This is a genomic window from Streptomyces abyssalis, from assembly GCF_001751365.1.
Lineage (GTDB): Bacteria > Actinomycetota > Actinomycetes > Streptomycetales > Streptomycetaceae > Streptomyces > Streptomyces abyssalis.
Genome location: NZ_LJGT01000037.1, coordinates 144,011 through 162,280, shown reverse-complemented (window position 1 = coordinate 162,280; position 18,270 = coordinate 144,011). Strand labels below are relative to the sequence as shown.

Annotated in this window: 17 protein-coding genes; 6 read left to right on the top strand and 11 right to left on the bottom strand. The window is 71.7% G+C overall.

Going from position 1 to position 18,270, the window contains the following annotated elements; genetic code table 11:
* Positions 1–9: 9 nt before the first annotated feature.
* The 6 genes from AN215_RS03935 to AN215_RS03910 form a co-directional block, all read right to left on the bottom strand.
* The gene (locus AN215_RS03935) at positions 10–1,116 is read right to left on the bottom strand and encodes an ABC transporter ATP-binding protein (protein WP_070010198.1); all 1,107 of its coding nucleotides are present in this window, start codon (positions 1,114–1,116) and stop codon (positions 10–12) included.
* Entirely contained in the window at positions 1,113–2,144 is a 1,032-nt protein-coding gene (locus tag AN215_RS03930; protein WP_070010199.1) for an ABC transporter ATP-binding protein, read from the bottom strand. The genes AN215_RS03935 and AN215_RS03930 overlap by 4 nt, the downstream gene beginning before the upstream one ends.
* Positions 2,145–2,251: 107 nt before the next feature.
* Complete coding sequence (locus tag AN215_RS03925; RefSeq protein WP_070010365.1) at positions 2,252–3,076, bottom strand: ABC transporter permease; 825 nt, start codon at positions 3,074–3,076, stop codon at positions 2,252–2,254.
* A 167-nt stretch (positions 3,077–3,243) separates the two neighbouring features.
* On the bottom strand, positions 3,244–4,197 hold the full coding sequence (locus tag AN215_RS03920; protein WP_070010200.1) for an ABC transporter permease: 954 nt from the start codon (positions 4,195–4,197) through the stop codon (positions 3,244–3,246).
* On the bottom strand, positions 4,194–5,741 hold the full coding sequence (locus AN215_RS03915; RefSeq protein ID WP_079122669.1) for an ABC transporter substrate-binding protein: 1,548 nt from the start codon (positions 5,739–5,741) through the stop codon (positions 4,194–4,196). The genes AN215_RS03920 and AN215_RS03915 overlap by 4 nt, the downstream gene beginning before the upstream one ends.
* A 358-nt stretch (positions 5,742–6,099) precedes the next feature.
* Complete coding sequence (locus AN215_RS03910) at positions 6,100–6,318, bottom strand: hypothetical protein (RefSeq protein WP_070031108.1); 219 nt, start codon at positions 6,316–6,318, stop codon at positions 6,100–6,102.
* 404 nt (positions 6,319–6,722) lie between these two features.
* Here AN215_RS03910 and AN215_RS03905 point away from each other — a divergent pair, with 404 nt between their 5' ends.
* A complete protein-coding gene (locus tag AN215_RS03905) occupies positions 6,723–7,538 on the top strand; it encodes an SIR2 family NAD-dependent protein deacylase (RefSeq protein WP_079122668.1) in 816 nt (271 codons plus the stop codon).
* 13 nt (positions 7,539–7,551) lie between these two features.
* On the opposite strand, the gene AN215_RS03900 is transcribed toward AN215_RS03905, so the two are convergent.
* Together AN215_RS03900 and AN215_RS03895 are read right to left on the bottom strand one after the other, a co-directional pair.
* Positions 7,552–8,778 (bottom strand): FAD-dependent monooxygenase, encoded by a 1,227-nt coding sequence (locus AN215_RS03900; RefSeq protein ID WP_070010204.1) that lies wholly within the window; start codon positions 8,776–8,778, stop codon positions 7,552–7,554.
* Entirely contained in the window at positions 8,775–10,172 is a 1,398-nt protein-coding gene (locus AN215_RS03895) for an MFS transporter (protein WP_070010205.1), read from the bottom strand. Before AN215_RS03895 ends, AN215_RS03900 begins: the two co-directional genes overlap by 4 nt.
* Positions 10,173–10,285: 113 nt before the next feature.
* Here AN215_RS03895 and AN215_RS03890 point away from each other — a divergent pair, with 113 nt between their 5' ends.
* Positions 10,286–10,918: a TetR/AcrR family transcriptional regulator gene (locus AN215_RS03890; RefSeq protein ID WP_070010206.1), complete on the top strand. Its 633-nt coding sequence runs from the start codon at positions 10,286–10,288 to the stop codon at positions 10,916–10,918.
* 99 nt (positions 10,919–11,017) lie between these two features.
* Here the strand turns inward: AN215_RS03890 and AN215_RS03885 are convergent, their stop codons facing one another.
* Positions 11,018–11,749, bottom strand: a complete 732-nt coding sequence (locus AN215_RS03885) for a B3/B4 domain-containing protein (protein ID WP_070010207.1) — start codon at positions 11,747–11,749, stop codon at positions 11,018–11,020.
* 90 nt (positions 11,750–11,839) lie between these two features.
* Positions 11,840–12,880 carry a methyltransferase domain-containing protein gene (locus tag AN215_RS03880; protein ID WP_070010208.1) on the bottom strand — a complete coding sequence of 347 codons (1,041 nt, stop codon included), beginning with the start codon at positions 12,878–12,880 and terminating at the stop codon, positions 11,840–11,842.
* 222 nt (positions 12,881–13,102) lie between these two features.
* On the opposite strand from AN215_RS03880, the gene AN215_RS03875 reads away from it, so the two are divergent.
* The 4 genes from AN215_RS03875 to AN215_RS03860 all read left to right on the top strand — a co-directional run bounded on the left by AN215_RS03875 (position 13,103) and on the right by AN215_RS03860 (position 17,024).
* Positions 13,103–14,446, top strand: coding sequence for a PP2C family protein-serine/threonine phosphatase (locus AN215_RS03875; RefSeq protein WP_245694214.1), 1,344 nt, complete (start codon positions 13,103–13,105; stop codon positions 14,444–14,446).
* A 103-nt stretch (positions 14,447–14,549) separates the two neighbouring features.
* Positions 14,550–15,500, top strand: a complete 951-nt coding sequence (locus tag AN215_RS03870; RefSeq protein WP_245694213.1) for a hypothetical protein — start codon at positions 14,550–14,552, stop codon at positions 15,498–15,500.
* On the top strand, positions 15,497–16,189 hold the full coding sequence (locus AN215_RS03865; RefSeq protein WP_245694212.1) for a hypothetical protein: 693 nt from the start codon (positions 15,497–15,499) through the stop codon (positions 16,187–16,189). The genes AN215_RS03870 and AN215_RS03865 overlap by 4 nt, the downstream gene beginning before the upstream one ends.
* Positions 16,170–17,024 carry an inositol monophosphatase family protein gene (locus AN215_RS03860; protein ID WP_070010210.1) on the top strand — a complete coding sequence of 285 codons (855 nt, stop codon included), beginning with the start codon at positions 16,170–16,172 and terminating at the stop codon, positions 17,022–17,024. The genes AN215_RS03865 and AN215_RS03860 overlap by 20 nt, the downstream gene beginning before the upstream one ends.
* Positions 17,025–17,030: 6 nt before the next feature.
* On the opposite strand, the gene AN215_RS03855 is transcribed toward AN215_RS03860, so the two are convergent.
* Complete coding sequence (locus AN215_RS03855) at positions 17,031–18,218, bottom strand: SLC13 family permease (protein WP_245694211.1); 1,188 nt, start codon at positions 18,216–18,218, stop codon at positions 17,031–17,033.
* Positions 18,219–18,270: the final 52 nt, after the last annotated feature.

The following is an 18,270-nucleotide window of genomic DNA, read 5'->3' as shown; positions in this document are numbered from 1 at the left end:
GTGTGCTGGTCAGGGGCGGACGTGTGCGGCCGCCGCGTCGGGCGCGGTTCCGTCGTCCGCCACGAGGTGGCAGGCCACCGTGCGGGTTCCGCCCGGGCCCGGCAGTGTGCGGTGCTCGGGCGCCTCCGTACGGCAGCGGTCGAAGGCGAGGGGACAGCGGGTGTGGAAACGGCAGTGGTCAACAGTCTGCGCCACCCCGCCGGGCCCCGGGAGTCCCGGTCCCAGGGCCGAGCCGGACAGGTCGCCCTGGAGCACGATCCGCTTCCGCGCCCGCTGGACCGGCGGGTCGGGGACGGGAACGGCGGAGAGCAGCGCCTGCGTGTACGGATGCTTGGGCGCGGCGAACAGCTCGGCGGCCGGTGCCGTTTCGATGATCTCCCCGAGGTACATCACGGCGATGCGGTCGGCGAGGAACTCGACGGCGGCCAGGTCGTGGGTGATGAACAGGCAGCCGAAGCCGCGGTCACGCTGCAGATCGGCCAGCAGGTTCAGCACGGACGCCTGTACGGACACGTCCAGGGCCGACGTCGGCTCGTCCGCGACCAGCAGCATGGGGTCGACTGCGAGCGCACGCGCGATGGAGACGCGCTGCCGTTGCCCGCCGGACAGTTCGTGCGGGCGGCGGTCGGCGGTCCCGGGCGGCAGGCCCACCTGGCCCAGCAGTTCCTCCACCCTCCCCCTGACTTCGTCGCGGGTACACCCACGGAGAGCCGTGCCGCTCACCACGCGGTGCAGGAGGAGAGGCTCGCCGACGATGCGGGAGACGCGCATCCGCGGGTCGAGGGACGCGGAAGGGTCCTGGTAGACGATGTTGAAGTCCTTGCGCAGGGGGCGCAGCCGGCGGCGGGAGAGCCGCGTGATGTCGGTGCCGCCGATGCGGACGGTGCCGGCGGTGGGTGTGTCGAGGCGTACGACGCAGCGTCCGACGGTCGACTTCCCTGAGCCCGACTCCCCGACGAGGCCGACGACTTCGCCGCGTCCGACGGTCAACGACACGCCGTCGACGGCGCGTACGGAGCCTTTCCCGCGCGGGGCGGCGAAGTGGCGTACCAGACCGCGTACTTCGAGGGCGGGGGCGGTGCCTTCCGGGGCGGTGGCGTCGGGCGCTGTGCTCACGGTGCTGCCTCCTCTCCCGGCGCCGCCGTGGCGCCGAGGGGGTGGAAGCAGGCCACGGTGTGCCCGGGGTCCGCGTCGTCACCGTCCGTCCCGGCGGAGCGGGTGAGCGCGGGCCGCTCAGCGGTGCACTCCTCGTCGGCGCGGGAGCAGCGCGGTGCGAAGGTGCACTCGTCCGGCTGCCGGGAGAGTCCGGGGACGATGCCGGGGATCTCCCGCAGCCGTGCGCGCTCGCCCGCGGGCGCGGCGGCCCGCGTGCCCGGGCGGGGCACGGCGTCGAGCAGGCCGCGGGTGTAGGGGTGCCGTGGCCGCGCGAACAGCTCGTCGGCGCGGGCGTGTTCGACGGCGCGTCCCGCGTACATCACCAGCACGCGGTCGGCGGTGTGGGCGACGACGCCGAGGTCGTGCGTGATCAGCACGATCGCTGTGCCCAGCCGCTCGCGCAGCGACGTCAGCAGGTCGAGGATGCCCGCCTGGACCGTGACGTCGAGTGCGGTGGTCGGCTCATCCGCGATGAGCACAGCCGGGTCGCAGGCGACCGCGATGGCGATCATGACGCGCTGGCGCATCCCTCCGGAGAGCTGGTGCGGATACTCGTGGATGCGGCGGCGCGGGGCGGGAATGCCCACCGAGTCCAGCAGTTCGACGGCGCGTTCCTTCGCCTCCCGCCGGTCCAGGCCCTGATGGCGGCGCAGCACCTCGCCGATCTGGCGTCCCACGCTCAGCACCGGGTTGAGCGACGTCATCGGCTCCTGGAAGATCATGGACAGTTCGCTGCCGCGCACGCGGCGCAGCGACTTCTCCTCCGCGCCCGCGAGTTCGCGTCCGCGGAGCAGCACGGAGCCGCTGACGCGGGCCGTTCCGGGCAGCAGCCCCATCACGGCCAGCGACGCGACGGACTTGCCGCACCCCGACTCGCCGACCACGGCGAGCACTTCGCCGGATTCGACGTCGAAGCCGATGCGGTCGACCGCGTGGACCTCGCCCTCCTCGGCGTGGAAGGTGACCGACAGGTCGCGTACGCGCAGCACCGGCTCACCGGCGACTGCTCCGCCGGCAGCGGCAGTGCTCGCGGCGGCTGCGGTGCTTGGAGTGCTTGCCGTGCTTGCGGCGTCCGAAGCCGCCGGTGTGGTCCCGTTCACCGTGTGACCCCCCTCGGGTCGAGGACGTCGCGCAGGCCGTCACCGAAGAGGTTGAAGGCGAGCGTCGCTGCGACGATGGCGAGCCCGGGGAAGACCGCCATCCAGGGCGCCGCCGCGATGTAGGGCTGGGCGCTGGAGAGCATCACGCCGAGCGAGGGTTCGGGCGGCTGGACGCCGAGGCCGAGGAAGCTGAGCAGGGCCTCGCCGATGATGGCGGTGGGGACGCCGACGGTTGCCTGCACGAGCAGCGCGGAGGCCGCGTTGGGGAGTATGTGCCGGGCCAGGACGGTGCCGTCGCCTCCGCCGCCCGCGATCGTCGCCCCTATGTAGTCGAGGTGCTTCAGGCGCAGCGTCTCGGCACGTGTGACCCGTATGACCTGCGGGACGAGGGAGACGCCGATCGCGATCGTCGCGTTCAGCAGCGACGGCCCCAGCACGGCGGCGAGGCCGACGGCCAGCACCAGGAAGGGGAAGGCGAGCAGGGTGTCGGTCAGGCGTGAGACGAGGGAGTCCGCGAACCGGCCGTAGTACCCGGCGAGCAGCCCGAGCGGCACGCCCGCCGCGAAAGCCAGCGCAACGGCCAGTACTCCCACCTGCATCGAGGCGCGGGCGCCGTGGATCACCCGGGAGAGCTGGTCGCGGCCCAGGTCGTCGGTGCCCAGCCAGTGGTCCAGGCCCGGTGGGGCGAGCGCGGAGCCGAAGTCGGCACGCGCCGGGTCGTACGGGGCGATCAGCGGGGCTGCGAGCGCCACGAGGACGAAGACGGCGGCGATGACGGCGCCGCTGAACGCGAGCCGGTTGCGGCGCAGTTGACGCAGCAAGCCGGCGGGCCGTGCCGGTGCGGCGCCGGCCCGTACGGCGCCGGCCGCGCCCCCCGCGTACGCGTCCGTGCCGGCGGCGGGTGCGCCGGCCGGGCCCTGAGGGCTCCCCGCGTTCCCCGTACTCTCCGTGCTTCCCGTGCTCTCCGGTCGTTGCGGGCTCTGTGTGCTCACGGTGCACCTCCCAGCCGGATGCGGGGGTCGATGACGGAGTAGAGCAGGTCCACCGCGAGATTCACGAGGATGTAGCCGGCCGCGGTGAAGAGGACCACGCCCTGCACCATCGCGTAGTCGCGGGTGAAGACGGCGTCGATCATCAGCTTCCCGAACCCGGGCAGAACGAAGATCTGCTCCGTCACGACCGCGCCCGAGATGAGATGGCCCAGCTGGAGACCGAGCACGGTGACGACGGTGACGAGGGAGTTGCGCAGCGCGTGCCCGCCGACGACCTGGTGCGGCGCGAGGCCCTTGGCGCGGGCGGTGCGCACGTAGTCCGCGGACAGCGACTCCAGCATCGCCGCTCTGGTCTGCCGCATCACGATGGCGGCGAGGCCGCTTCCGAGTACGACGACGGGCAGCACCATCCGCCGCAGGTTCTCCAGGGGGTCGGTGCCGAAGGGTACGAAGCCGGATGCGGCGAACACCGGTACGGCGATGGCGAATCCGAGGATGAGGACGATGCCGAGCCAGAAGTTCGGCACCGAAAGTCCCAGCAGTGCAAGGGTGTTGGCGAACCACTCGGCGGGCCTGCCGCGCCGCACGGCGGCGACGACTCCCGCTCCGATGCCCACGACGACGGCCAGGAGGAGGGAGAGCAGGGCGAGTTCGAGCGTGACGGGCAGCGCCTCGAAGATCGCGTCGACGACGGGCAGGCCGGTACGGGCCGAGGTGCCGAGGTCGCCGGTGACGGCCTGCTCCACGTAACGGCCGTACTGCACGGCGATGTTCTGGTCGAGTCCGTACTGGTGCCGGATCGCCTCCAGCGCCTTCGGGTTGGTCTCCTCCCCGGCGAGTGCGCGGGCCGTGTCGCCGGGCATGGCGCGCACTCCGAGGAAGACGACGATGCTGACCAGGACCAGCGTCACCGCCGACTGGCCCAGGCGGCGCAGGGCGTAGCGGGTCATCGGCTCCTCGCCTCCGTGTCTGCGCCGGTCTTCCCGCCCGCGTCTCCGCCCCGGGCGTAGCCGGCGTTCTCGACGCGTATCAGGCCGTCGCCGTAGACGCGCAGGCCCGCGATCTCCTTGGTGGTGACGACGTAGTTGCGCTGCCGGTAGAGGTAGATGAGGGCGTGCTCGTCGTTGATGGCGGCGGTCACGTCGCGGTAGATCTCCCTGCGTTCGTCCGGGTCGGCGGTGCGGCGTCCGTCCTCGATGAGGGAGTCGATGCGCTCGTCGGAGATCCCGGAGCGGTTCTCCGAGCCGAGCGTGGCGGCGAAGGCGTCGATGTTGCCCGCGGGGTCGAGCCTGCCGGACCAGCCGACCGACACGGCCTCGAAGTCGCCCTTGTCGGCGTGTTCGAGGAGAGTGGTGAACTCCGTGGGCCGCAGCTTCACCTGGAATCCGGCGTCCTTGGCCATCGCCTGGACGACCTGCCCCAGCCGCATGTCCTCCACGGTGTTGGAGATGGTCAGTTCGACGGGTACGCGGCCCTTCTCGCCCGCCTCACGCAGGAGCTGGCGTGCCCGGCCCAGGTCCCGGCCGGGGCAGCGCATCTTCGTGCCGAGTTCGCTGGAGGGGGCCACGGGCCCGCAGGCGGTGTCGTACATGCCCTGGAAGACGATCTTGTTGATCAGGGCGCGGTCGAGCGAGAGCGCGAACGCCTCCCGTATGCGTCCGTCGCGTGCGAGGGAGCTGTTCACCTTGCCCGGCTTCTTGCCCAGGCCGCGGGAGTTGCCGATGTTCACGGTGAGGCCCTGGTAGCCGAGCGTCGGGGAGTTGAAGACCTGCAGCGTGTCGTCGGTCAGTGCGCTCTGCACTTCGAGAGGCGCGGTCTGGTCGCTGATCTGGGCGTCGCCGGAGCGCAGGTTGGCCAGTCGCACGTTGCCGTCGACGATCGTGCGGTAGACGACCTTCCGCAGGTGTACGCGGGAGGCGTCGTAGTAGTTCGGGTCCTTCTCCAGCACGATACGGTCGCCCGTCACCCGCTCCTTGAAGCGGAACGGTCCGACGCATGAGGGGTGCGTGGCGAAGTCCTCTCCGTACTTCTTCAGCGCACGCGGCGACATCACCATGCCGGAGCGGTCGGCGAGTGCGCCCAGCAGCGGCTCGTACGGCTCCTTCAGCCGCAGTTCGACCTTGTCGCCGCCGGTGGCCTCGATGCTCTTCACCGGTTCGAGCTCGCTGGAGCGTGCCGACTCGGGCAGGTCGCGGTGGCGGCGCAGCGACGTCTCGACGGCTTCGGCGTTCAGCGGCGTTCCGTCGCTGAAGCGCGCGCCGCGGCGCACCTCGATCACGACCTTGCGGCCGCCGTCGCTCACCTCGGGCATGCCGGCGGCCAGTTGGGGCCGGATGCGGTTCCGCGCGTCGGTGTCGTAGAGCTTCTGGCACATCGAGGCGAAGACGCTGCGGCCGACGAGGGTGCTGCCGAGACTCGGATCCAGCTTGTCCGGATCGGACTTGAGCGCGACGGTGAGCGTGCCGCCGTCCCGCGCGGGCCGCTCGTCGGTCATCCGCACTCCGCCGACCTCGGTGGCCGAAGTCGTCAGGGAGGCGCAGCCTGTCACGCCGAGAGCGAGAACGGCCGTCACGGCCGCGGCGCGAGAGAGGGCTGGTATGCGCCGGGGGCACTCCCCCTGACCGGGCCCGCGGGAGGAAGCTTGGGGGAGCACGGCTGTCCACCTCTGAAGCGGATCGACAGGATGCGGGCGACAGTATGTCGTATACAGCCACCTGACAAGGTCCGCAGCGGCCTCGCACAGCGGCCCGGCCGGCGGACGTCGCGGCTGCGTGAGCCGTGCTTCCACGCAGCGTGATCCGCCGTTGCGCCCGCATCCTGGATGCGGCTCCCCTGCCGCCGCTGCGCCGCCTCTACGCCGTCTCGGCCCGTTCGAAGCGGCGGAGGGAGGCGGGATGGACCAGATACACGCCCCAGGCGCCGCGCTCCATCCGCTTCACCCTGATCATGTAGCGGCCGGCGACCTGGGAGCGGCGCAGCCGCAGGGCCAGGCGGTCCCGGAGCTCGCACGCCTCGGGCTGAGTGTTGGCCGAGGCGATGAGCTTCACCCCGGCCCTGCTGGTGGTGATCAAGAGGTGCCCCCTTCTCGTGGGCCGTCTCGCGGACGGAAGACGTCCCGGACAACGTCCCGGGACCACCCCGGACGCCGTCCCCGCCACTCCCCTTCGTCTGCCCTGCGGTTGGCGACCTCGGCCGCCGCGCTGTGGTCCGCGCCCCTGGGGGTGTGAGCCGGTGCCGGTAGCGACGGCCGAGGAGAACGACGGCCGGGAGACAGAAGACCCCCACGCACCTGTCGGTGCCGTGGGGGTGAACTGCGAGGGCCGTAAGTCAGAGAGTGCACCGGGTTGTCCGGATTGGCAAGGATTCAGGAAGAACATTCACATTCTGCTGCTGCGAATCCAGTACCTCCCGGCCCCAGGGGACCCACCCTGTGCGACCTCACCGTTCCGCCCGCGGATGACTACCCTTGGCGGGCATGGCTGTCTCCCCAGGCTCCCCCGGACCCGCACCGGACGGACCGCACACCGCGCAAGCGGGGCACCCCGCGGACTCCGGCGGCTCCCCCCGCGGCCCTCTCGTGGCGATCCTGAGCGGCGCGGGGATCTCCACGGACTCCGGCATCCCCGACTACCGCGGCCCGCAAGGGCTTTGGCGCCGCGATCCCGAGGCGGAGAAGCTCGTCACGTACGACTACTACATGACCGATCCCGAAATCCGGCGCAAGTCATGGCAGATGCGCCGGACCAGCCCCACCTGGGACGCCCGTCCGAACGCCGCGCACGAGGCGGTGGCGAGGCTGGAGAAGTCCGGCAAGCCGGTGCGGGTCATCACGCAGAACGTGGACGGGCTGCATCAGCTCGCGGGGCTCCCCGGCCGCAAGGTGCTGGAGCTGCACGGCAGTTCACGGACCGTGGTGTGCACGCAGTGCGAGGCCGGGAGCACCATGGCGCAGGCCCTGGAGAGGGTCGAGGCAGGCGAGGACGACCCGGCGTGCCTGGACTGCGGCGGCATCCTCAAGTCGGGCACGGTGATGTTCGGACAGGCCCTCGACCCCGACGTGCTGGGGCAGGCGGTCGGTGTGGCCAAGGCCTGCGACGTCTTCGTGGCCGTCGGTACGTCCCTCCAGGTGCAGCCGGCGGCGTCCCTCGCGGAGATCGCCGCCGGCCACGGGGCCCGCCTCATCATCGTCAACGCCGAGCCGACGCCCTACGACGGCCTGGCGGACGAGGTCGTACGCGAACCGATCGGCGAGGCGCTTCCGGCGCTGCTGGAGGGGCTGCACGGGGGTTGAGTGCCTGTCGCGCTCAACTCCCGGCGGTTGGACCGAATTCGGGCAGGGTGAGGGCCGAATGCTCCGGTCTCGCCTCCGGGGAGGGCATGGCCCTGAGACCGCGCAGCATGTCGTTGCGCTGCTCCAGGGCCCGGGCGGTGGTCGGGAACAGAGTGGCATCGCCCTCGCCGACCTGCTCCTGGTTCAGGGTGACGAACTGACGCGTGCTGCGTTCGTACGCGGCGAAGCCCGCTGCGTGGTCCCGGTCGGCCAGACAGCCGGCGAGCATGTACGCGCCGACGAGCGCGAGGCTGGAGCCCTGTCCGGTGAGGAACGAGGGCGCGTACGCGGCGTCGCCCACCAGTGCGGCCCTGCCGCTCGACCAGCGGGGCATGCGGATCTGGCTGACCGCGTCGAAGAACAGGTCGTCCGCGTCGCGCATGGCGGCAAGCATGCCCGGGACCTCCCACCCCGCGCCGGCGAAGACCGCGGCGACCAGGTCCCGTTGGGCCTCCGGATTCCGGAACGCCGCGAACGGCGGTTCCGGGTGGGCGAAGTTCAGGAGGGCGTGCGTCTCGTCGCCGTCCCCCACGGCGTAGAGTGCCGCGGCCCTGCCCGGGGTGTTCCACATAACGGTCTCGCGGGAGAGCCCGAAGGTGTTGCGTATGGTGAACCCGGCGAAGCAGTAGCCGAGGTACCGGTGGAACTGTTCCTCGGGACCGAACAGCAGCTCGCGGGTGCGTGAGTGCAGCCCGTCCGCGCCGAAGACCAAGTCGAACCTGCGCCTGCCGCCCCCGCGGAAGGTGACGTCGACCCCGCGGCCGGACTGGTGGAGGGTGTCGATGGAGTCGTCGAACACGAACTCCACGTCGTCACGGACCGCCGCGTGGAGGGCGCCGGTCAGATCCCCGCGCCGCACCTCCAGGTCGAGTCCCGCGACTCCGCCGGTGACGGTGTGCGGGCTGACCGAGGCCACCTCGCTGCCCTCCCCGTCGAGGAAGGTCATCCGGCGCAAGTCGATGTGGGCGTCCCGCAGCCGCGGCAGGATTCCCATCCTCCGGACGACCTCGACCGCGGTGCCGCGCACGTCTACCGGATAGCCGCCGCCGCGAAGTGCGCCCGCCTTCTCGACCACCGTGACCGCGAATCCGTAACGGTTCAGCCAGAACGCGAGGGCGGGCCCCGCCACGCTTGCCCCCGATATCAGGACCTTGCGCCGCTGCGTGGTACGGGTGTCCCTCAACAGACCGGTGCGGGTCATTCCTTGGGTCCTTTGCTGACGTTACGGGTGACGAGCAGGGACAGTGCCGTGACGGCGCCGGCTATGACGAAGCCGGTGACGAAGGCCGATTCGGCCGGCACATCCGACCCGGAAGGGGTCCCGGCGGTGAGGATCGCGCCACTGACCTGCGCACCCACGGCGTAGCCGACCACGCGAGCCACCAGGACGAGGCTGGTGGCGATGCCGGTGTCGCTCCGGTCGACGGATGTCGCGGTACTCGTCACCATCGCCGTGACGCACAGGCCGTTGGCAAGCGCGATCATCGCCTTGCCGATGACGAGGTGCCAGATCTCCGTGTGCACGGCGGCCAGGGCGATCAGGGCGACGACCATGAGGCCTGTCCCGGCGACGACCACGGCACGCGAGCCGAAACGCCGCGCCCCGATCCCACCGAGAGGCCCGGCCAGCGACGCGGCCACGGCACCGGGCAGCAGGAAGAAGCCGATCTCCGTGGCGCCGGCCCCGAACCCGTACTCGCCGGCGGGCACGGCGAACAGCTGCGGGACGAGATAGACCGCCACCGAGGTGCCGACGCAGATCACGAACGTCAGCACACACGACTGCCACACCTGGGGCCGTGCCAGCATGCGCAGATCGACCATCGGCGAGGCCGCACGACGCTCGACGGCTGTCCATCCGGTCACGAAGGCGCCCAGAACCACGACGAGGGCGCCGAGCACGAGTGGCTGCGAGCCCATGTCGGGCGCCATCGCGAGCAGGAGCATGAGCGTGACGAGCGTCCCGCTCAGGAGAACCAGGCCGGGCCAGTCGACCCCCGCGTCGTCCGAACGGCTCGGTGCATCATGCGGCATCAGCCTGTTCACAAGCACTGTGGCCCCGATGACCGCGATCGTCGGCAGCGCGAACATCCAGTGCCGGGACAGCCCTTCCGCCACGGGCCCGGCCGCCAGCGTCCCCGCCATCCCGCCCCCGACGAACAGGCCGCTGACCACACCGATGGCCACTTTCGACTCTCCCTCGGGGAGGTGTTCGCGCACCAGGATGAACGACAGGGGCAGCGCGCCGACCATCGCTCCCTGCAGTACCTGACCGAGCAGCAGCAGTGGCAGGTTCGGCGCCAGGGCGGACACCAGCCCACCGGCACAGACCACCGCCATCAGCCGGATCAGGACCCGCTTCCCGCCGTAGCGGTCACCGAACTTGCCTGCGACAGGTGTGACGAGGGCGCCGGTGACGAGGAGCACGACGCTGAGCAACGCGCCTTCGGCGGGACTCATGTCCAGCTCGCGTTGCAGGAGCGGGAGCGTCGGCGTCACCACCGACTCCAGGGCACCGGTGGCGACTGCCAGCAGGCCGAGGGCCCCGACGGCCGCCTTCCCGATGCGAACGGGGGGAGCCAGAGTGGCGGACATGGACGTCCTTTCCGTCATTGCCGGGCACGGAAGGGCGGCTGTAACAGCGCGGCTCCCCCCGAGCACTGGACTACTACACTACACCGTGCAGTGTAGGACGCTAGGATGTGCCCATGCCGACCACGAAGACACTGCGCGAGGGGTCCACGCCGAAGCGGGCCGCCATCCTCTCGGCGGCCCGGGAACTGTTCCTCGCCGACGGCTTCGACCGCTCCAGCGTCGACGCGGTCGCCGCACGGGCCGAGGTGTCCAAGCGGACGGTCTACGACTACTTCGGCGACAAGCAGACGCTGCTGCGAGCAGTCGTCGACGACGTCGGCCAGTCGATGATCACCGCGGTCCGGAGCACCCTCGACGACACCCTCACCGACGTCACCGAGGCCGCCGAACTCGAGGACGCCCTGGTCACGTTCTCGATGCGCATCGCGACCGACATGCTCGGCTCGGCGGAGTACGCGACGCTGCAACGACTGGTCCGGGCGGAATCCGGCCACCTGCCGCACCGGGGCTACAACTCCATGGCCGACACCCCCGACGAGGCGGTCGCCGAGCGGCTCTCCGCCCTCGCCGCTGCGGGGCTGCTGGACGTCCCCGACGCCCGGCTCGCGGCCGACCAGTTCATCGCGCTGACCTTCGGCGTCGCGCTGGACAGGCTCGGCTGGGCGAACGCCGCGGAGGACGGCCGCGTCCGGCCACTCGTCGTCGAGGGAGTACGGACCTTTCTGCGGGCATACCGGACCAGGTAGGGCTGGGGCGGCCCAGGCCGGCACAGCCCAGGCCCCCTCGCGGGCGAAGTCACCGGCTCCGGCCGGGCGTCCGGGGCCCGCGGACGCGCCCGGGCCGCTCTAGACCGCCCGCAGCAGCCGTGTCACGGTCCGCGCGCCGGGGCTCCCCGCGGACAGGGCCTCCGTCAGCGAGTCACCCGCGGCGGTCAGCGCGTCGTCGCTCATCGCACCCAGCGCGTCGAGGATGAAGACGGCGCGGGTGGTGCGGGTGGTGAGGCGCGTGCGGACGCACTGGCGCCAGTTCCAGCGGCGGCAGGTGACTCCGGCGTCGTCACTCCACACGACCTCTCCCGGACGGGGGTACTCCACAGTCGGCTCGCCGGCCGAGGCGGCCTCGAAGGGCTCGGTGCCCTCGGCACGTACGAGCCGGGCGGGGCCGGCGTAGCGGTCCAAGTCCTCGCCGCCGAGGGGCAGTACGTGGGCGACGGACACGGCGTTGTAGACGTCCGTGAGCCGGTCCACCCGGGGCAGCCCGCCCTCCGGCGCGCGGCGCAGCAGCGCGTCCACGCTCGGCCGTACGCGCTTGGGCTTGGCGCCGAAGGCGCGGAACGCCTCGTGCCAGGCGGCGACGTGGGGGTGCGCACCGGGGTCGCCGCAGGCGTCCGCCTCGGCGGCGGCGAGCATGCTCTCGCTGAACCCGTCGGAGGGGCCCGGCCGCAGGCCGTCGGCCGCGACGAGCAACGCCCGGTAGTCGGGGCGGAGTTCACCGACCGCAGGATCGATGGACGCCTCGTCGAGCCATCGCCGCAGCGCGGCGACGTCTCCGGTGCCGGTTCCGGTGCCGACCGTCACGGTGCTCTCTCCTCCGGGTACAGGCCCGGTACACGCCGGGTACAGGACACTTCAATGCACCGGACAGTACAACATGTACGACTGACCATGTCAGCCGGTGTCGATCCGCACCCGCCACGAATCGCCCGACGGACGCAGCTCTGCGCGCAGTTGGTGCGTACGCGGAGAGCCGCTCGCCCGCCATCGGCGGACCAGGCCGGTGAGGACACGGAGCGCCGGTGACTCCGCCCGGTCGGCGATGAGGTGGAGGCCCGTGACGAGAGCGGCATGTCCGGTGCCGTCCGGGGACAGGCAGCCGAGGCCGATCCCGTTGCCACGCTCGACCGTCGCTTCGAGCAGACCGTCCGGTCCGGCGGCGATCAGCCAGTCCTTCAGGTGGAACCAGTCGCCGTACATGGCCGGACTCGGCTCGATGTGACGGGCGCCGTCGAGCGCCGTGAGGAAGCCCGCCGCGGTGGCGGCTTCGTGCGCGCCGAGCAGGGTGACGGACCGCTCCGGCTGTCCGGGACCGACCGCGCCGGTGACGTCTTCGGGCCGCTCGGGCGCGACCATCGGCATGTAGCCGCCCTGGTGGACCTCCACCTCGTGCGGTCTGTGCCGTTCGTCGACGGTGATGCGGGCGATCGCGTAGCCGCTGGGCAGGCCGGAGGTGCGTACGCCGCACAACAGCACGCCGCCGGGCTTGAGTTGACGGAGCCAGGCGTCCGGCACCGCCGGCGGTGTGGTGCCCGCGAGGATGCGGTCGTACGGGGCGTGGGGCGGGTGTCCTCGCAGACCGTCACCGACGACGACGCCGACCCGGTGCCCGTGCTCCGCATAGAGCCGCTCGGCCCGCCCGGCGAGGCCGGCGTCGATCTCGACGGCCGTCACCTGCCCGTCCGGACCGGTCAGCCGGGCGAGAAGAGCGGCGGACAGGCCCGAGCCGAGGCCGATGTCGAGGACGCCGGCGCCGGGACGCACGTCCAGCATCAGCAGATGCCGGTGGGTGACGGCGGCCGGGGTCAGGGGGCGTACGGCGCGGCCGTCGGAGCCGTGGAAGTCCTCGGCCGGTACGGCGGCGAGAGCGGCCTCGAAGGCATTCGTACGGGAGGCGTTCGCAGGGGCGGCGTTCGTACGGGAGCTGTCGGGCACCTGGCGATCCTCGCGGCCGGAACGGGACGCGGGCAAGGCAGGCCCCGGGTACACGGACGAGGCAGCCCCCCGGCGGGGGCCCGGCCCGCGCCGCCCGGTTCACGCGATCGGGGGCGCCCGCCGGGCGGCGGTCGGGGGCGGGACGCAGACTCCCGGGTAGGAGAGGCCGCTCCTCTCTGCAGGGTCAGGTTGTGCCTCGGGCCGAAGCGAAGGACGCGGGACGTGGGTGACCGGCGTAGTTGGATGGACGATCTGCTCGCCTCGTTGGAACGCGAGTCCCCGGTGCGGTCCGTCGCCGTGCTCGCGCGGGTACTCGAGCAGGAGTTCTCCGCTGTCCACGTGTCGTTCCTGATCACCGACCTCGGCGGAAGGGCCGTGGTCCGCCTGCCCGGACATACCGGCGGTGCCGACGGCGGGCCGGAGCCCCTTGCCCTGGCGGGAACCGTCTACGGGCATGTGATCCACACCCAGCGGCTCTGGACGGGACCCGCCGAGCACACGGCGGTGGACTCCGCGGGCAGCCCGTTGCGCGAAGGCGAGTGGGAGTCCGCACCCGCGGAGGGAGGGCCGGAGGCGCACGACGACGAGCCGACCAAGGTCGTCGCACCGGTCACCGACCGGGGGGACGCGATCGGGCTGCTGGAGCTGACCCTGCCCTCCCGGCCGGACCGGGGCAGACTGGAACGCATCAGAGAGGCCGCCCATGCCCTCGCCTACGTGGTGATCGTCAACAGGCGCTTCACCGATCTGTACGAGTGGGGGCGGCGCACCACTCGCCTGTCGCTGGCCTCCGAGATCCAGCACCGGCTGCTGCCCGAGTCCTTCACGTGTGACGCCGGACCCTTCACCGTCGCCGGCTCGCTGGAACCCGCCGCCAACATCGGCGGCGACACCTTCGACTACACCCTGGGCGAGCGCGGTCTGACTCTGACCCTGACCGACGCCATGGGGCACGACGTACGGGCGGCGCAGCTGGCCACCGTCGTGGTCGCGGCGCTGCGCAACGCGCGCCGCGCCGGCCGTGATCTGCTCACACAGGCGCACGCCGCCAACGAGGCCGTCATCGAACACGCCGTACGGGAGCAGCGGGCCGTTACGCAGCACTCGCCTCAGGTGCAGCACGCCCTCGCCGCGCACGGCGCACAGGCCATGGTCACCGGACAGCTGATGTGGGTCGACTTCGAGACCGGGGAGGCCGCCTTCGTCAACGCCGGGCACACGTGGCCTCTGCTGCTGCGGGACGGGGAAGCACAGGAGCTCACAGCGCTCATCGACCTCCCGTTCGGCATCGAGCCGCACGCGGAGTACCGCCTGCAGAACATCGCTCTCCGCCCCGGCGACCGCCTCGTCCTCATCACCGACGGCATGCTCGAACCCGACCAGGACGACAGGAGCCTGCGCCGGCTGGTCGAGGCCACCGCCTCGGAGCACCCCCGCGAAGCTGTGCAGACGTTCACGAGGTCCGTCCTGACGGCCACGGACCACGATCCGCGCGACGACGCGACGGTGCTCTGCCTCGACTGGCACAACTCCACGCACACGTCCGGGAGTTCGTCGGCGGCCTGATCGGACCGAAGGCGCAGGGAACCGGCCACATGGAGCGGGCCCTCCTGGCGGGGCCGTCGCCGCTGCTCCTACGATGCTGGTCATCACGGGGAGGGGCGGTTACGTGGCACAGCGTGTGGGCCGACTGGAGCTGGGCGTCGGCTGGATCATCCGGAACCTGGACGTCGTGATCGCCGTCGGGCTGGGCCTGACGATCGGTCTCCTCGACGTCTTCGGAGAGGTCGTCAGCGACGACGTCTCCTCGGGCGCAACTCTCCTTGTTCTCGGCGCACTTGCGGTGGGGTCGATGACGGAGCGCCTGCGCCGCCGGTCCGACATCCAGGAGGTGTCCGCGGACACGCGCCGCGCGCTGGAGGACCTGGCGATGGTGCGCTCGCTTTCGGGCAACGAGGTCGGCGAGGCGCTGAGCAAGGCGCGTGAGCAGACCAACCGCTGGTATTTCAAAGGCGGTACGGGCACCTATCTGCGAGCGGTGACCCTTCCGCGCTGCGTGGAGGCGGCCACCCGGCAGCGCACACAGCTCAGCATCAAGATCGACATCATCAACCCCGGCAGCGAGAAGACCTGTTCGGACTACGCCCGTTTCCGGCAGACCTTCGCGATGCAGCGGAACGTGGACGCCGCCGACGCCTGGACCGCGACCCGTACCCGCAAGGAGTCGTACGCGACGGTGCTGGCCGCCTGCTGGTACCGGCAGCGGCTCGACACCCTGGAGATCAGCGTGCATCTCTCCTCCGGCGTGCCCACCCTCCGCTTCGACCTGTCCGAATCCTGCCTCGTCATCACGCAGGACGACCCCAACCGCGTCAACCTCCTCGTCGCACGTGACCAGCCGCTCTACGACTACTACGTCACCGAGCTGCACCAGAGCAGGGAGCAGGCCGAGCGGCTCGACCTGCACGCGCTTCCGCCGCTGAGCGACGAGCCGACGGTCGACGAAGTGCGCGCGGTTTTCGACCATTTGAGGCTTCCTCTCCCGGCCGTCTTCACCGACGGCGACGTCGGCGAGATCATTGAGAAGGCACTGCACGCCGACGATCCGTACCGGAGGTGAACCTCTCGGGCGCCATGGACTACGACGAGCTCGAAGACGCGCTCCGGGCCGGCCCGGCGACCGACCGGCCACGCGAGGCCGTGGCGGGCGTACTCGGCGAGATCGCCGCGGGTGAGCGGCAGTTACGGGCCGTACGGCATCCGCTGGGCTTTCTGTGCCTGCCCGTGGTGCGGGAGGGCGAACGCGGCGTGTGCGTCCATCTCTTCGACGGCGGAACTCCCTCGGGTCAGCCCACGTCCGCCGGCGCGCACGCACACAGCTGGGAGCTGCTCAGCTATGTCGTGTACGGACGCGTCTCCAACGTCCCGGTGCGGGTGGCCGATCCGGTGACCGCGGCGCCGCCCCGGCCCACGCACCGCGTGTTCGAGGTGCACAGCGCGCCGGACGGCACCGACGAACTGCGGCCCACCGACCGGCTCGTACGCAGCGAGCCCGGCCCGGAGCACACGAGCGGCGGCGGTGAGACGTACATGCTGGCAGCGGGCGAGTTCCACTCGACGCTCGTCAGGAACGGCGAGCCGGCGGCCACGCTGGTGCTGGGCAGGACGCTGCCGGGGCGCACCGACCTCTTCCTCGGGCCGGTGCACGGGCGCGGCCATCGCACCGTGCGGCGGCTGTGCGGGGCGGAAGACACCCGGAGGAGCGTGCGGGCGGCGCTGAGGAGGGTCCATGCCGGGCAGCGGGAGTGACTCGGGCACCGGGGCATACGCCTACGAGCTGAAGGTTGCCGTCGAAGCGGCCGAGGAGGCGGGGGCGTTGCTCCGCGCGCGCTTCGCCCGGGCCCACACGGTCGGCAGCAAGGGCGACGGCGGCGACGTCGTCACCGATCTCGATCTCGCGGCGGAACAGGTCATCCTCACCCGGCTGCGCACGCACTTCCCGCAGGAGCGGATCGTCTCCGAGGAGGCGGGGCTTCTCGACGCGGACGGCAGCCGGACGTGGCTCGTGGACCCGCTGGACGGCAGCAACAACGTAGCGATAGGGCTCACCGCGTACGCCGTGGGGATCGCGCTGTGTGTGGAGGGTTCGCCCGTCGTCGGCGTGGTGCACGAGCCGGTGACGGGGCGCACGTGGCGCGCCGCGCTCGGACAGGGCGCCTGGTGCGGCACCGCCCGGCTGAACGGTCCGTGCGGAGACGTGCCGCGCTCCGGGCCCGTGCTGGCATGGACACAGGGGCATGCCGTGGCCCGCGGCGACGCGAACGCCCTGGCCCTGCGCGGAGTTCTCGAGCTGCACTCACGGCGCGTACTGCAGCTGTGGGCGCCGCTGCTGGGGTGGGGCATGCTGGCGGCCGGCACCATCCACGGTTACGTCGGCTACCGCGCGGAGGGCATCGACTTCCCCGCGGGTGCGCTGCTGGCCGCCGAAGCGGGCGTGGAGTTCCGTACGTTGTCGGGCGGCGGGTTCCAAGTCGGCTTCGACGGGCCCGACTCGGGGCGCAGCTTCATCGCGGCCCGCGGGGGGACCCTGCCTCATCTGCTGGAACTCGTCGCCGCTGCCGGCGCCGGCTGCGGAGGGGCGTGACCGGCCTCAGACGAGGGCGAGCGCGGCGGTGGCCGCGAACGTGCCCGTGACGGCGAGCACGAACCCGGTGCCCACGAAGCGCTTCAGCGGGATGCGTGTGCCGTGCGTGCGGCAGCGTTCGAACCACAGCAGGGTCGCCAGCGACGCCCACGGAGTGACGAGGGGGCCCACGTTGGTACCGATGAGCAGCGCGAGCAGCTGGTGCTTGTTCTCGGCGGGCACGGCCGCCTCGCCCGCGAGATAGACGGGAAGGTTGTTGAGGACGTTGGACAGTCCGGCGCCGACGCCCGCCGAGCGGAGCATGCCCAGCACTCCCCCGTCGGAGCCGATCGTCGCGGTGAGGAGGTCGTGCAGGCCGTGTGCGTTGACGGTCTCCACCACGAGGAACATCCCCGGGACGAGCATCAGCAGCCGCCACGGCACGAGCGAGATCCGCAGGTCGCTGCGGCGTCTGAAGGCGAAGGCCGCGACGACGACGAGCGCGGCCGTGAGCGACGCCGACCACAGCGGCACGTCGGCGACGAGGATCGCGACCAGGAAGCCCGCGCACGCAAGGGCGCAGACGCGGAAGAGCACGGGGTCGGCGGGCCGCAGCGGCTGCGGCGGCACGTAGCTCTCGGAGCCGCGTCTGCCCCGTCGCCAGTAGAAGCCCCAGAGGCATGCCATGGTCACCAGGATCGCGGCGAGCTGCGGCGACCACATCGTGGCCGCCATCCCGGCGGGCGAGAGCGCCACGCGGTCCGCCGCGAGCAGATTGGTCAGGTTGGAGACGGGCAGCAGCAGGCTGGCGGTGTTCGAAAGCCAGACCGTCGTCATGGCCAGCGGCACGGCCGCGATGCCGACGCGGGTGGCGAGCGCGAGCATCACGGGCGTAAGCAGAACGGCCGTGGTGTCCAGGTTGAGCGTGATGGTGGTGACGGATGCGAAGAGCACGCAGAGGCCGAACAGCAGCGGATAGCTGCCCTTGCCGGTGCGCGCGACCCAGGAGGCGACGGCGTCGAACACCTGGGCCTTGCCGGTCAGTTCGGCCATGACGATGACCGTCGCGAGGAAGACGAGCAGCGGTCCGATGCGTGTCATCGCGTCCTCGGCGGGACGGGCCGGCAGCAGCCCGACGGCGACCAGGAGCAGCCCGCAGACGAGCAGTCCGCCCGCCAGCCAGTCCAGGGGGTGCACGCTCTTCAGGATTCGCACGTCGGACAGAATCGCACACGCGACGTGAGGGCGGCGTCGCCGGCTGTCGTAC

Excerpts from the sequence above, each read along its gene's own strand:
- AN215_RS03920 (WP_070010200.1), bottom strand. The coding sequence starts at position 4,197 with ATGACCCGCTACGCCCTGCGCCGCCTGGGCCAGTCGGCGGTGACGCTG.
- AN215_RS03915 (WP_079122669.1), bottom strand. The coding sequence starts at position 5,741 with ATGACCGACGAGCGGCCCGCGCGGGACGGCGGCACGCTCACCGTCGCG.
- AN215_RS03905 (WP_079122668.1), top strand. The coding sequence starts at position 6,723 with ATGGCTGTCTCCCCAGGCTCCCCCGGACCCGCACCGGACGGACCGCAC.
- AN215_RS03900 (WP_070010204.1), bottom strand. The coding sequence starts at position 8,778 with ATGACCCGCACCGGTCTGTTGAGGGACACCCGTACCACGCAGCGGCGC.
- AN215_RS03895 (WP_070010205.1), bottom strand. The coding sequence starts at position 10,172 with ATGTCCGCCACTCTGGCTCCCCCCGTTCGCATCGGGAAGGCGGCCGTC.
- AN215_RS03890 (WP_070010206.1), top strand. The coding sequence starts at position 10,286 with ATGCCGACCACGAAGACACTGCGCGAGGGGTCCACGCCGAAGCGGGCC.
- AN215_RS03860 (WP_070010210.1), top strand. The coding sequence starts at position 16,170 with ATGCCGGGCAGCGGGAGTGACTCGGGCACCGGGGCATACGCCTACGAG.